This window comes from Herbidospora daliensis, assembly GCF_001570585.1.
Taxonomy (GTDB): Bacteria; Actinomycetota; Actinomycetes; order Streptosporangiales; family Streptosporangiaceae; genus Herbidospora; species Herbidospora daliensis.
In genome coordinates, this window is record NZ_BBXF01000007.1 from 274,289 (window position 1) to 287,545 (window position 13,257).

Consider the following 13,257-nt stretch of genomic DNA (forward strand, 5'->3'; position numbering starts at 1 on the left):
ACACGGCCCTCGGTATGGGCTAGGCAATGCGCTTCGCCGCCAGCCGCTCGGGATTGGGCCACCGCACGTCATAGGCCCAGCCGAAGCGCTCGAAGATCTTGATCAGGCCGGCGCTCAGATCGATCTGACCTTTCAGCACGCCGTGCCGCGCGCAGGTCGGGTCGGAGTGGTGCAGGTTGTGCCACGACTCGCCGAACGAGGGCAGCGCCAGCCACCAGACGTTGCGGGACTTGTCGCGCGACTCGAAGGCCTCGTCGCCGAAGACGTGGCAGATCGAGTTGATCGCCCACGTGACGTGGTGGAGCAGGCCGATGCGGACCAGGGTGCCCCAGAAGAAGGCCGTCGCGGCGCCCTGCCACGACCAGGTGATCAGACCGCCGAGGAGGCCAGGCAGCACCAGCGAGGTGATCGCCAGCACCGGGAACATCTTGTGGAACTTCACGATGTCGGGGTCTTTGACCAGGTCGGGGGCGTACTTCTCGCGGTTGGCGCGCTCGGCTTCGAACAGCCAGCCCATGTGGGCGTACAGGAGGCCCTTGGTGACGGCCCAGAACGAGGTGCCGAAGCGCCACGGCGAGTGGGGGTCGCCCTCCTTGTCGGAGAACTTGTGGTGCTTGCGGTGGGTGGCGACCCAGTCGAGCACCGACATCTCCAGCGACATGCTGCCCGCGACACCCAGGGCGATCTTCAGCCCCCGCTTGGCCTTGAAGGAGCCGTGGGTGAAGTAGCGGTGCAGGCCCACCGTCACGCCGAGACCGGTGAACATGTAGAAGACGAACGCGATGATGACGTCGACCCAGCTCAGCCAGCCCCAGGCCCAGGCCACCGGCACCGCGAGCGCCAGTGCCACCAGGGGCAGGCCCACCACGACCCCGAAGGTGATGATCTCGGGAGTGGTCTTCCTCTCGGGGTCCATGTCAGGTTTGGGCTGCTTGGGCCCCGGGCGCTCCGAGACTACGGTCATGAAGTACCTCACGATCTGTGGTAGGTAGTGCCGGTTACGCCACCGTAACCTACGCCATCGTAAGTTAGGAAGTCCTAAGTCGAGAATGGGGAGAAGGTGTATCGTGGGCGGCCATCTCATGGCGCGAAACTGTCTTGCCGACAAAGCTCCTGGTCTGCTATGGCGTGGCACGTTCCGGAAGTGACGCTTAACCACCATCCTTTCCGTGGGTGTGCCCGGTAAGCTTGGGGGCGATCCGGCGTTGGGTAATTGGCAGCCCGCCAACCTTTGGAGTTGGTTTGTCCTGGTTCGAGTCCAGGCGCCGGAACCAATTTGCGTCTCAGGTAAGCTCACGTTGTCGAGCGGGTGACCGTGCGGCATCCGTCAGCTGACCGTTTCGTTCGCGGATCCGAGGGAGCTCCCACAGTGAGTGCGCCGCGCCCGGCCGCCGTCATCGTCCTCGCCGCCGGCGAGGGCACCCGGATGAAGTCCGCCACCCCCAAGGTCCTCCACGAGGTCTGCGGCCGCACGCTCGTCGGCCACATGCTGCACGCCTCCCAGGAGCTCGAACCCGAGCGGCTGATCGTGGTGGTGGGGCACGCCCGGGAGCAGGTCTCGGCCCATCTGTCGGCCGACTTCCCCGACGTGACGCCGGTCGTCCAAGACCAGCAGAACGGCACCGGCCACGCCGTCCGGATGGTGCTCGAGAACGTCGGCGTGATCGAGGGAACGGTCCTGGTCGTGTACGGCGACACGCCCCTCCTGCGCGGATCGACGCTGGCCGGCCTCCTCGGCGAACACTCCGCCCGGGGCAACGCGGTCACCGTGCTGACCGCCCACGTGCCCGATCCGACCGGCTACGGCCGCATCGTCCGCGGCGACGACGGCGCGGTGCTCGCGATCGTCGAGCACAAGGACGCCACGCCCGAGCAGCTGGCCATCGACGAGATGAACTCCGGCGTCTACGCCTTCGACGGCGCCCTCCTGGCCGATGCCGTCAAGCGCGTGTCGACCGCCAACTCCCAGGGCGAGGAGTACCTCACCGACGTGTTGTCGATCCTCCGCGAGGAGGGCCACCGCGTCGGCGCCCACGTCGCCGCCGACCACGTCGAGGTCGAGGGCGTCAACAACAAGGCCCAGCTCGCGTTCGTCCGGCGGGTCCTCAACGACCGCATCCTCCACGAGCACATGATCAACGGTGTGACGATCGTCGATCCGGCCTCGACCTGGATCGACGCCGATGTCACGCTGGAAGCCGACGCCGTGATCCACCCCGGCACCCAGCTCCACGGCTCCTCGTCCGTGGGCGCGGGCGCCGAGGTCGGCCCGGCGAGCACCCTGACCGACACCGTCGTCGGCGCGGACGCCGTGGTCCGCAACGCCGTCTGCGACTCGGCCGAGATCGGCCCCGGCGCGTCGGTGGGCCCCTTCGCCTACCTGCGCCCCGGCACCCGGCTGGGCGCGAAGGGCAAGATCGGCACGTACGTCGAGACCAAGAACGCCGTCATCGGCACCGGTTCCAAGGTGCCCCACCTGAGCTACGTCGGCGACGCGACGATCGGCGAGGGCGCCAACATCGGCGCCGCGACCGTCTTCGTCAACTACGACGGTGTAGACAAGCACCACACCACCGTGGGCGACCACGCCCGCGTGGGCAGCGACACCATGCTCGTCGCGCCGCTGACGATCGGAGAGGGCGCCTACACGGCCGCCGGCTCGGTGATCGTCAACGACGTCCCCCCCGGCGCGATGGCCGTGGCACGCGGCCGCCAGCGCAACGTCGAGGGCTGGGTGATCCGCCGCAGGTCCGGCAGCAAGTCGGCCGAGGCGGCCCAGCGGGCCCTCGAAGAAGGTTCATAACGGTTCAAGGCGCGGGCAGCCCGCGTATCACTCGGTTTCCCCGGGGCCAGGAGGAGCAAGTCGCATGAGCGGGATCCAGACCATGGGCCAGAAGAACCTGATGTTCTTCTCGGGCCGGGCATACCCACAGCTTGCCGAGGAGGTCGCGCGCAACCTGGGGGTGGAGATCACCCCGACCTCCCTGCGTGACTTCGCCAACGGAGAGATCTACGTCCGCTACCTCGAATCGGTCCGGGGCTGCGACGCGTTCGTGATCCAGAGCCACACGGCTCCCATCAACCAGTGGATCATGGAACAGTTGATCATGGTGGACGCCCTGAAGCGGGCCTCGGCCAAACGCGTGACGGTCATCATGCCGTTCTTCGGCTACGCCCGTCAGGACAAGAAGGGCCGGGGCCGCGAGCCGATCACGGCCCGGCTGATGGCCGACATGTTCAAGCAGGCCGGCGCCGACCGGCTGATGTCGATCGACCTGCACACCTCGCAGATCCAGGGCTTCTTCGACGGCCCGGTCGACCACCTGTTCGCGATGCCGATCCTGATCAACTACCTGCGCGACAAGATCGACCCCGCGACCACGACCATCGTCTCGCCCGACACCGGGCGCGTGCGCCTGGCCGAACGGTGGTCCGACGCACTGGGCACGCCGGTGGCGTTCATCCACAAGCGCCGCGACCTCGACGTGGCGAACCAGGTGAAGGTGAACGAGGTCGTCGGCAAGGTCCGCGGCCGGACCTGCGTGCTGATCGACGACATGATCGACACGGGCGGCTCGATCTGCAAGGCGGCCGACGCGCTGTACGACCACGGGGCGACGAACGTGATCGTGGCGGCGACGCACGCGGTGTTCTCCGACCCGGCCGTGGATCGGCTGAAGAACTCGGCGATCTCCGAGGTCATCGTGACGAACACGCTGCCGATCTCGGAGGAGCAGCGCTTCGACAAGCTGACCGTGCTGTCGATCGCACCGTTGATCGCGCGCGCCATCACCGAGGTCTTCACCGACGGATCGGTGACGAGCCTGTTCGAGGGCGACTCGTAGACCTGGAGCTCTGACGGGCCGATCGGTGACTCACCGGTCGGCCCTTTCTACGGCGTGGCAACGTTTGAACTTCCGGCCCGAGCCGCAGGGACAGGCGTCGTTGAGGATCAGTGACAACTGCCGTCGCACATTTCGATGCTCCGGTCCAGCTTGGGTGATGTCCAGAGCGCGGTTGAGCAGGGGCAACGTCCCCGCGAGGTCGCCCAGGGCATACAAGGTCACCGACATCTCGGCGAGGCGATGGGCGACCGCGGGATGCCGGGGACCGTGGAGGGTTTCGGCGGTCCTCAGCGCGCTCTGCTGGAGAGGAAGTGCTTCGGCGGCGCGTCCCAGCATCCGCAGGCTGAGGCCGAGGCGGGCCCGGAAGTCGGCGACGCGGAGGTTGTCGGAGCCGTATGCGGTCTCGGCGATGGCGAGGGCGCGCTCGTGCAGCGGGAGCGCTTCGGCCGAACGGTCGAGCGCCTGGAGGTTGCGGGCGAGCGCGTCGAGACGGAAGGAGAGCTCCGGATCGTCCGGGCTCAAAGCGGTCTCGGCGATGACCAGGGCACGTTCATTCAGGGGGAGTGCTTCCACGGCGCGTCCCATCGCCAGCAGGTCGGCCCCCACTCCGCCGAGCCGATACGCGACATCGGGATGGCCGGGGCCGAACACGGTCTCGCTGATGCTCAGCGCACGCTCACTGTGGACGAGCGCTTCCTGAGGCCGGCCGAGAGCCCGCAGGCTCGACGCGATTCTCCCGAGGCAACTTGCGGTCACCGGGTGGTCGGGGCCGTGAGCGGCTTCCGCGATGGCCAGGGCGCGCTCTTCCAGGGGCAGCGTCGGGGTGACGTGTCCGAGGACCAGGAGGGTGTCGGCTAGGTTGCCGAGGTGTGTGGCGACGTCGGGGTGATGCGGGCCATAGGCGGTTTCGATGATGGCGAGGGCGCGGCGCTGGAGCGGAAGTGCTTCGGCGAGGCGCTCCAACTGGAACAGCGTGAGGGCGAGGTTCGCGAGGCACGCGGCGACGTTCGGATGATCAGGGCTTTCCGTGGCTTCCGCGATGGCGAGGGCGCGCTCGTCCAAGGGGAGCGCTTCAGCTGGACGTGTCGAATTACGCAGGCCGGAGGCGACCATGGAAAGGTGCGGCCCGACGTTCGGGTGATCGGGCCCGTGGGCGGCCTCGACGATGCGCAGAGCCCGGGTGGCCAGGGCCAGTGCTCGTGCTTCGTTCCCCTGGTCGAGGTCGAAGACGGCGGCCTGACTGATGAGGTGCGCACCTGTCTCGCCGAGGTGCTCGTCGGAGGCGACCGCGAGGATGTGCGGCATCAGCCGATGCCAGAGCGGCCAGCCGCCGACGTTCCGGTGTGGGTTCTCGGGCACGGCCGCGGCCAGGAGGTCCACCGCCAGATCGTGGAAGGTGTGCAGGTTCTCCTTGACCGGCTCCACCGATAGGAGCACGGCCCTGATCAGGCGGTGCATGCCGATGGAGTCGTCAGTGCGGGTGATCAGGCTGTAGGAGGCGAGGAGACCGAGGAGTTCGGCGGTCTCGTCTTCGGCCCATCTCTCCGGAAGGACCACCCTGGGGATGTCGTCGGGCGCGAAGTGCGCCAGGACGTGCAGCAGACCGGCTGCCATCGGGCGACGCTCCGCGATGGTGGTGAAGGTGATCTGCCACAGCCGGTTGACGGTGGTGTAGGCCAGGCTTCCGTCGCCGGTGGCGGCGTGCATCTCCGCCGGGCGGGCCCGGAGTTTCGCCAGGTAGCCGGCGAACGTGAGGCCGGTTTCGGTGATGTACGCGGCGGCCTGCTCCAGGGCCAGCGGGAGGTGGCCCAGCTCGGCCGTGATCTCTTCCGCCACCGGTCGTTCCTTGGGCGAGGATCGCCCGGTCAGACTGACGAGCAGGTCGGCGCCGAATTCCGGTGCCAGCCGATGTCACGGCGGCTGGTGATCACCACGTGACCGTGGGTCAGCTGGCCGAGCAGCGGCTGGATGTCCTTCGGGTGCTCGACGTTGTCGAGGATCAGCAACCAGCCTCGGTGGGCCTGCAGCCAGGAGACGGCCCACTCGACGCCCTGCTCGGTCGATTCCGGCTCCCGCCCGGTCAGGCGACGGGTCAGTGCGGCCAGGCCGACGTCCAACTGTCCTGAGTCGGCTGCGGTGATCCACCAACGGAGGTCGTGACGATCGCGAGCCGCGTGGGCGTGGTGCAGGGCGAGTTCCGACTTGCCCACGCCGCCCATCCCGAACAGGCTCTGGGTGATCACGACGTTCGTGTCCCCGTCGAGCGCCGCGCCGAGGTCGCGGAGCGCGTCCTCCCGGCCGAGGAAGATCCTGGCGGGTGGCCGGGGCAGGTTGTTGAGCCCCGGGGCGGCGCTGACGTCGGCGGCCCGGGGGAGACCGGCTGGGGCGCTCACCCTGTCGAGCAGGGAGCGGGTGTCGGCCTGGCGGAGCAGTTCGGGCAGTCCTCCCTGGTCGGCGGCGACCTCGCGGACGGAGAGTTCGATGGCGTCGGCGACGATGCCGGCCACGTCGTCGACGGTGAGGTCGTGCTCGATGAGGATGTCGGCCGCGGTGCGGCCGGTCAGCGGACCGCGCTGGATGGTCGCCCGCGCGAGCGGGGCCAGGCGGGCCGCGAACTCGTCCTTGAAGACGACCGCGCCGCTGCCGGGAGCCGCGAACCAGGAGGGGTCGGCCAGCATCGCGTGCACCGCTTCGGGGATCGGCTCGGGCAGGCGGTCTTCGATCTTCCGCTGCGCCCTCTTGCGGACCGCCTGGATGTCCGGCTCGGCGAACAGCCGCTGACTGCCCTTGGCCAGGGCCTCTTCCGCGAGCCAGCCGAGTAAGAAGTCGATCACCGTGCCCCTACCTCCGGGCACCCAGTGTGACGGCTTGGCGGGTCTTTCGTGCCGTTAGGCTAGAAGGAGTGCCTGTAACGCCTTCCGCTAGGGCGGGTGAGGGGTGGCGCTAAATCCGAATCGAGATCCCTAGGAGATCGTCGTGTCCGAAGTCAAGATCGCTTCCGAGCTGCGTGACCAGTTCGGCAAGGGCGCCGCTCGCAAGATCCGCCGCGCCAACCAGGTGCCCGTCGTCCTCTACGGGCACGGCACCGAGCCGCGTCACCTCACCATGCCCGGGCACGACCTGCTCCTCGCGCTCCGCACGCCCAACGTCCTCATCCGCATCGAGGGCGCGGTCAACGAGCTCGCTCTGCCCAAGGGCGTGCAGCGTGACCCGATCAAGGGCTTCCTGGAGCACGTCGACCTGATCCTGGTCCGCCGGGGCGAGAAGGTCACCGTCGAACTGCCGGTCACCACCACCGGTGACGTCGTCAACGGCGCCATCCTCGACCAGCAGCTCGTCGCCGTCTCGGTCGAGGCCGAGGCGACCAACATCCCGAGCGGCGTCGAGATCGACGTCGACGGCAAGGACGTCGGCTTCACCGTCAACGCCGGCGACCTCGACCTGCCGAAGGGCACCACCCTCGCGGTCGAGGGCGACACGCTGGTGCTGCACGTCATCGCCGCGCCGACCGTCGACCTGCCCGAGGAGGGCGAGGCCGAGGCTGCCGAGGCGCCCGCCGCCGAGGCCGGCGACGAGGCCGCCGAGGGCGAGCCGGCTGCCGCCGCCGCCGAATAAGGCGTTTCTGTAAGGTCCCCCACAGGGAGATCCTGTGGGGGACCTTTCCGTGTGAGGAGACATGCAGTGGACCGCTGGCTGATCGCCGGGCTGGGCAATCCCGGGCCCGAGTACGCCGGGAACCGGCACAACGCGGGCTTCATGGTGGCCGACGAACTGGCCGCGCGGGCCGGTGGGCGGTTCAAGGCCCACCGGTCGCGCGCGGAGGTGCTCGAAGGGCGGCTGGCCGGGGTTCCCGTGGTGCTGGCGAAGCCCATGACGTACATGAATCTCTCTGGCGGGCCCGTGAAGGCGCTGGCCGACTTCTACAAGACCGGGCTGAACCTCATCGTCGTCCACGACGAGCTCGACGTGCCCTATGGCGCGCTGCGGGCCAAGAAGGGCGGTGGCGACAACGGGCACAACGGGCTGAAGTCGATCACCAAGGCGATGACGCCCGAATACCTGCGGCTGCGGTTCGGGATCGGGCGGCCGCCGGGGCGCATGGACACGGCCGTCTACGTGCTGAAGGACTTCGCGACCGCCGAGCGCAAGGACCTGCCGTTCCTGGTCGACCGGGCGGCCGACATGGTCGAGGCGCTGATGACCGACGGGCTCGAACCGACCCAGAACAAGTTCCACGCCGCCGACCTCAACCAGGTCAAGCCGCCTCGGTAGCCCATCGGGGCGTCCACGTGCCGGCTTCCGGCCGCACCGTGCCCAGATGGCCGCGCAGGTCTTCGAGCGCGGCGTGCGGGTTGCCGTGCCGCCAGATCAGCGAGTGGGGGTAGACCGGGGTCGGCTCCTGTACGGCAACACGGCGCAACCCCTGCTCGGCAGGCCAGACCAGCCGGGTCAGCTCGCCCACGAAGGTGGCCAGCGACGGCGACCCGGCGATGGTGTCGAGCAGCGGGTCGGTGCCGAAATCGGGCCCGGTGACCTCGATGGTCAGCCCGAACGCGGCGGCGAGCGTGTCGTAGTAGGCGGCCCATTCGGTCCCGGCGACGATGCCCGGCATCCAGATCCGGTGCCCGGCCAGGTCGGCCGGGGTGACCGCCCCGGCGTCGGCCAGCGGGTGGCCGGGCCCGGTGAGCAGCTGGACGGGCTCGTCGAACACCCGGACGGCCCCGATGTCACCCGGCAGCCGCGACCGGTCGACGGCCCGGAACGACGCGTCGATCGAGCGCGACGTGAGCGCCTCGACGGCCGCGCCGGCGTCGAAGAGGGTCACGACGTCGAGCTCCACCTCGGGACGCGCCCGATGGAAGCCGCCCAGCACCGACGCGGGCGCGAGCCGCCGGCCGATCACGTCGACCCGCAGCGCCCGCCGGCCCGGCCGCACGCTGGCGAGCGCCCGTTCCTCCACCGCGAGCAGGTCGCGCGCGTGGGGGAGGAACGCCTGCCCGTCGACGGTGAGCCGGGCGCCCCGCGCGGTCCGGGTGAACAGCCGCACCCCGAGCGTGCGCTCCAGCGCGGCGATGCGCTTGGACACCGCCTGCTGGGTGATGGCCAGGTCGTCGGCGGCGTCCTGGAAACGGCCCGCGTCGACGACCGCCACGAAGCTGCGCACGACGTCCAGATCCACCTGGGTACGGTACAACGCTCCGTTGTGCGGCCCGGATCGATAGTTGTTTGAGCCGGTTCGCCCCGACCCGCTTCGATGCTCACCGTGGATCGGCGATTCGGGTGGGTGTGGGCGGCGTACGCGGTGAGCGCGTATGGCACGTGGCTGGGGTTCGGCGCGTTTCCGCTGATCGCGGTGCTGGTCTTGGACGTCGGCCCGGCGCAGGTGTCGGCGTTGTCGGCGGCCGGGCTGGCTGTCGGGGCGGTCGCGGCCGTGCCGCTCGGGCCGTGGGTGGAGTTCCGGGCCAAGCGGCAGGTCATGGTCGCGATGGACCTGATCCGGTTCGCGGCGCTGGTGAGCGTGCCCGTCGCGTATGGGCTGGGGTGGCTCAGCTTCGGCCAGCTCGTGGTCGTCTCGGTGGTCGCCGCCGCGGCGAAGATCGCCTTCAACGCGGCGGCGGGCGCGTACCTGAAGGGCCTGCTCTCCCCGCAGGAGCTGCTCGTCGCGAACGGTCGGCTGGAGTCGACGATGTGGTCGGCGAGCGTGGTCGGCCCGCCGCTCGGCGGGGCCGCGATCGGGCTGTTCGGCCCGGTGGTGACGGTGCTGGCCGACGCGGTCAGCTACTTGGTGTCGGCGCTCTGCGTGCGCGCGATCGGGGGTGGTGAACCGAGTCGGGAACGGCGGTCCCGGCCCGGCGGCCTGCTCGACGGGTGGCGCGAGATTTGGGCCCATCGGGCGCTGCGGCGACTGTTCTGCACCACGGTCCTGTTCAACGGCCTGCTGCTGGCGACCGAACCGCTGCTCGCGATCCTGCTGCTCGACCGGCTCGGCTTCACTCCCTGGCAGTACGGCCTGGTGTTCGCGCTCCCGTGCCTGGGCCTGGCCGGGGCGCGGCTGGCCCGCCCGCTGGCGGCCCGGTTCGGCCAGGGCAGGGTGCTGCGCGTCGCGGGGGTGCTGCGGACGTGCTGGCCGGTGTGGCTGGCGTTCGTCCAGCCGGGCGTGCCGGGGATCGTGCTGGTCATCGTCGTCCAGTCGGGCCTGGTGTTCTGCTGCGCGGTGTTCGCGCCGGTGCTGGCGACGTACCGGCTGGAGCGCATCGCCCCCGACCGGGTCGCCCGCACCCTGACCGCCTGGTCGGTCACCGGCAGCCTCGCCGTCGCCGCCCTGACCGCGATCTGGGGCCTGCTCGCCGCCGTCATCGGCCCCCGCGAGGCCATCGTGGCAGCCGGGGTGCTGATCCTGTTCACCGGCTTGTCAGGGAGACCCTGACGTACTAATTTGTCAGGACATCCCTGACGAAGGAGTTCTTTCATGGCGGTGGAAGCGCGCATCCGGTGTTCCTTCTGCGGCAAGCCCGACAGCGAGGTCGAACGCATCGTCGCCGGCCCCGGCGTCTACATCTGCGACCAGTGCGTCGGCCTGGCCGTCACGGTCATCGAACAGAGCGCCGCCCTGGCCGAAGAGGGCGAGGCGAAACCGAAGCTCCCGATGTGGAGCTCCCTCTCGGACGAGGAGATGCTCAACCACATCCCCCGGGTCTCCGCCCACATCGACGCGACCGAGGCCGACCTGGTGGCCTGGGTCCGCGAACTCCGCCGCAGGGGCGTGACCTGGACGAAGATCGGCGAATCGCTGGGCATCACCCGCCAGTCGGCCTGGGAACGCTTCTCGGGCGAGGAGTAAAGCGTCCCTTCCATTAAGTCAGGTCTCATTGACGAGATGGAAGGGAAACCTTACATTGATCGCATGGCAGAGCAGATGCGGCACGACCAGGTCACGCGCGCGGCGCGGCGCGCCGTCCTCATCGACGGCATCCCCGTCGCGGCGCTGGGCGTGGTCGCCCTGACCCTCGGCAGCACCCCCGACCAGACCGCCACCCAGCAGACCTGGTGGATCGCGATCACCACCGTCTTCACCCTCGCGGTGGCCTGGGTCCTCGTGCGCGCGTTCCGGCGCGCCGACGAATACGTGCGCCGGATCCAGCTGGAGAGCATGGCCGTCGGCTTCGCCGCGGTCCTCGTGGGCCTGCAGGTGGCGACGCTCCTGGACGCCGCCGGCGTCATCGAACTCCACCAGGTGGCCCAGCTGATCATCCTGGGCGGTGTGTGGGTCTGGCTCCTGGTCGCCGACCTGCGCACCCGCTTCCACCGCTGACGGCGATCGTGAAGAACCGACTCCGCGAACTGCGCGCGGCCCGCCGCTGGAGCCAGGCCGACCTGGCCGACCGCTGCCAGGTCTCCCGCCAGGCCATCAACGCCATCGAAACCGAACGCTACGACCCCAGCCTCCCCCTGGCCTTCACCCTGGCCGAGGTCTTCGGCCTCACCATCGAAGAGATCTTCCACCCGGCCCGCACAGAACCCCCCGCGTGACATGGCGCCAGGCGGCGAGATGCTTGCGCTGCGGCGGAGACGGCGGTTGTACGGCGGTGCAGATTGAGGGCGCTGAAGGTGGGCTGAGAAGGCCGCTTCCCGGGTACTCGGTAGCGGACCCGAAGAGACGAGCTGTCGCGTGTGTTCCCCGCGCATGCGACCGGTGCGCTCCCCGCCCCACCTTCATTCACATGGTTCGGCAGATCGAATGGGGGCGGGTGCTGTGTTCCGAGCTGGGGCGGTACAGGTCTTCATCGCAGGGTGCCGCAGAGCAAGTCCCAGGGGTTTCGATAGGTATCGATGAACTCGACGATGAACTGGCTCTCGCCGGATTCGGGATCCTTGAAGTAGACGGAGACCATCACGTCGTGTTGGAACCCTGGGATTTTGGCCATGCTGTAGTGGTCGCGGATTCTCTGCGGGGGCAGGGTGGTCAGCAGCGTGATTGGGGCCGGATGTCGCGTCGTGCCTGTGGTGGAACTCGCGCGTATACGGTGGGCGCGGGTAGCTGATCGCCTTTTGGCGGAAGGCGTCGAGACGTGCGTCGTCGCGCCAGACGGGGGTCATGATCAAGAGACGGCTGCCAGACACCCCCACCGTCGTTTCATGATGTTGAACCGTAGTGCTACTGATCAAGGTTGGCGATGGCGACCGGCGGGGTCGCGCCTCCGGCGATCTTGCTGCGGCGCTCGATGAAGACGACGTTTCTCCATCGGTCGTGGTGACGTCCGATGCGTTCGCGGATGCCGACACGGCGGAATCCGGCTTTCTCGTGTAGTCGCAGGCTGGCGATGTTCTCGGGGAAGACGCCGGACTGGATGGTCCAGATGCCGGCGGCCTCGGTCGAGTCGATGAGAGCGTTCAGGAGCAGAGTGCCGACGCCGCGTCCGTGATGGGCCGGGGAGACGTAGACGGAGTGTTCGACGACTCCGGCGTACACGCACCGGTCGGAGACAGCCGAAGCGGCGACCCACCCGATCACCTCATCTGACGCGGTGTCGACGGCAACGTGCCGGTGGCCGGGGAGTTTGGCCGTAGTGAAGGTCTCCCACGCCGGAGCGGTGGTCTCGAAGCCGGCCTGCCCGCCGTCCAGGCCGGCTTGGTAGACGGCCAAGACCTGGGCGGCGTCGTCGTCGCGCATCGGGCGGACGGCGATCTCCGGTTTGGTTGCTTGGATGATCGCGCTGTGGAGCCCTTCGGCCGGCGGCGATGTCCGGGTGACGCGGATGTCGGTGAATCCAGTCGCGGTCAGGTGGGCGCGGTAGTCGGCTTCGGTGAGGGTCCCGATGGTGCAGCCGACCGACCGTTCGGCCTCCTGACGGCGAAACGGTTCCAGGTCGTCGTCGGCGATGATGTCGCTGACGCCGAACCGTCCGCCGGGCTTGAGGACGCGGTACGCCTCGGCCAGAGCGCGCGGCTTGTCGGCGGACAGGTTGATGACGCAGTTGGAGATCACGACGTCTACGGCACGGTCAGGGAGCGGCACGTCTTCGATGTGGCCGTGGAGGAACTCGGCGTTGGTCGCCTCGGCCTCGGCGGCGTTGGCGCGGGCGAGGGCGATCATTTCGGGGGTGCCGTCCAGGCCGTATGCCTTGCCGGTCGGGCCGACGCGGCGGGCGGAGAGCAGGACGTCCAGCCCTGCGCCGGAGCCGAGATCGAGAACGGTGTCTCCGGGCCGCAGGTCGGCGACCGCCACCGGGTTGCCGCATCCCAGGCTCGCCCCCAACGCTCCCTCGGGGATGTCGGTGTCGCAGGGGTAGGCGTTGGAGCCGAGGCAGTCGGCCGATGTGTCGGTGACGGGCTGTCCGGCCTGGGCGGTGAGGGCGAGTCCGGCGTAGCGCCGCAGGACCTCTGTTCGCCGGTCGTCGATGTCGTCGGCCAT

The 13,257-nt window shown here is 69.2% G+C and carries 14 protein-coding genes and 1 tRNA gene; 9 read left to right on the top strand and 6 right to left on the bottom strand.

Features of this window, described 5'->3' with window-relative positions:
• Nucleotides 1-19: 19 nt before the first annotated feature.
• Entirely contained in the window at nucleotides 20-964 is a 945-nt protein-coding gene (locus AW274_RS31995; RefSeq protein ID WP_062440251.1) for an acyl-CoA desaturase, read from the bottom strand.
• Between the two features lie 234 nt (nucleotides 965-1,198).
• Here AW274_RS31995 and AW274_RS32000 point away from each other — a divergent pair.
• The 3 genes from AW274_RS32000 to AW274_RS32010 all read left to right on the top strand — a co-directional run bounded on the left by AW274_RS32000 (nucleotide 1,199) and on the right by AW274_RS32010 (nucleotide 3,845).
• Nucleotides 1,199-1,274: transfer RNA gene (locus tag AW274_RS32000), tRNA-Gln, on the top strand.
• Between the two features lie 95 nt (nucleotides 1,275-1,369).
• Nucleotides 1,370-2,803: a bifunctional UDP-N-acetylglucosamine diphosphorylase/glucosamine-1-phosphate N-acetyltransferase GlmU gene (gene glmU / locus AW274_RS32005; RefSeq protein WP_062440254.1), complete on the top strand. Its 1,434-nt coding sequence runs from the start codon at nucleotides 1,370-1,372 to the stop codon at nucleotides 2,801-2,803.
• A 64-nt stretch (nucleotides 2,804-2,867) separates the two neighbouring features.
• Nucleotides 2,868-3,845, top strand: coding sequence for a ribose-phosphate diphosphokinase (locus AW274_RS32010; RefSeq protein ID WP_062440257.1), 978 nt, complete (start codon nucleotides 2,868-2,870; stop codon nucleotides 3,843-3,845).
• Between the two features lie 30 nt (nucleotides 3,846-3,875).
• Here the strand turns inward: AW274_RS32010 and AW274_RS32015 are convergent, their stop codons facing one another.
• Nucleotides 3,876-5,681 (bottom strand): tetratricopeptide repeat protein, encoded by a 1,806-nt coding sequence (locus AW274_RS32015; RefSeq protein ID WP_062440260.1) that lies wholly within the window; start codon nucleotides 5,679-5,681, stop codon nucleotides 3,876-3,878.
• A gap of 29 nt (nucleotides 5,682-5,710) precedes the next feature.
• Nucleotides 5,711-6,679, bottom strand: a complete 969-nt coding sequence (locus AW274_RS32020; RefSeq protein ID WP_062440263.1) for a hypothetical protein — start codon at nucleotides 6,677-6,679, stop codon at nucleotides 5,711-5,713.
• A gap of 142 nt (nucleotides 6,680-6,821) precedes the next feature.
• Here AW274_RS32020 and AW274_RS32025 point away from each other — a divergent pair, with 142 nt between their 5' ends.
• Nucleotides 6,822-7,460 (top strand): 50S ribosomal protein L25/general stress protein Ctc, encoded by a 639-nt coding sequence (locus AW274_RS32025; protein WP_062440266.1) that lies wholly within the window; start codon nucleotides 6,822-6,824, stop codon nucleotides 7,458-7,460.
• Nucleotides 7,461-7,526: 66 nt separating this feature from the next.
• Nucleotides 7,527-8,117, top strand: a complete 591-nt coding sequence (pth, locus tag AW274_RS32030; RefSeq protein ID WP_062440269.1) for an aminoacyl-tRNA hydrolase — start codon at nucleotides 7,527-7,529, stop codon at nucleotides 8,115-8,117.
• Here pth and AW274_RS32035 read toward each other — a convergent pair.
• Nucleotides 8,101-9,024: a LysR family transcriptional regulator gene (locus AW274_RS32035; RefSeq protein ID WP_062440272.1), complete on the bottom strand. Its 924-nt coding sequence runs from the start codon at nucleotides 9,022-9,024 to the stop codon at nucleotides 8,101-8,103. The genes pth and AW274_RS32035 overlap by 17 nt on opposite strands.
• Nucleotides 9,025-9,099: 75 nt before the next feature.
• On the opposite strand from AW274_RS32035, the gene AW274_RS32040 reads away from it, so the two are divergent.
• From AW274_RS32040 to AW274_RS32055, 4 genes are all read left to right on the top strand, one after another.
• Nucleotides 9,100-10,272, top strand: coding sequence for an MFS transporter (locus AW274_RS32040; RefSeq protein ID WP_062440275.1), 1,173 nt, complete (start codon nucleotides 9,100-9,102; stop codon nucleotides 10,270-10,272).
• Between the two features lie 42 nt (nucleotides 10,273-10,314).
• Nucleotides 10,315-10,686 carry a ClpX C4-type zinc finger protein gene (locus tag AW274_RS32045; RefSeq protein WP_062440279.1) on the top strand — a complete coding sequence of 124 codons (372 nt, stop codon included), beginning with the start codon at nucleotides 10,315-10,317 and terminating at the stop codon, nucleotides 10,684-10,686.
• 63 nt (nucleotides 10,687-10,749) lie between these two features.
• On the top strand, nucleotides 10,750-11,157 hold the full coding sequence (locus tag AW274_RS32050) for a hypothetical protein (RefSeq protein ID WP_062440282.1): 408 nt from the start codon (nucleotides 10,750-10,752) through the stop codon (nucleotides 11,155-11,157).
• A gap of 8 nt (nucleotides 11,158-11,165) precedes the next feature.
• Nucleotides 11,166-11,375, top strand: coding sequence for a helix-turn-helix transcriptional regulator (locus tag AW274_RS32055; RefSeq protein WP_062440285.1), 210 nt, complete (start codon nucleotides 11,166-11,168; stop codon nucleotides 11,373-11,375).
• A gap of 251 nt (nucleotides 11,376-11,626) precedes the next feature.
• On the opposite strand, the gene AW274_RS42320 is transcribed toward AW274_RS32055, so the two are convergent.
• Together AW274_RS42320 and AW274_RS39700 are read right to left on the bottom strand one after the other, a co-directional pair.
• Nucleotides 11,627-11,770: a hypothetical protein gene (locus tag AW274_RS42320; protein WP_157520843.1), complete on the bottom strand. Its 144-nt coding sequence runs from the start codon at nucleotides 11,768-11,770 to the stop codon at nucleotides 11,627-11,629.
• A 230-nt stretch (nucleotides 11,771-12,000) separates the two neighbouring features.
• Nucleotides 12,001-13,257 carry a GNAT family N-acetyltransferase gene (locus tag AW274_RS39700; protein WP_083975151.1) on the bottom strand — a complete coding sequence of 419 codons (1,257 nt, stop codon included), beginning with the start codon at nucleotides 13,255-13,257 and terminating at the stop codon, nucleotides 12,001-12,003.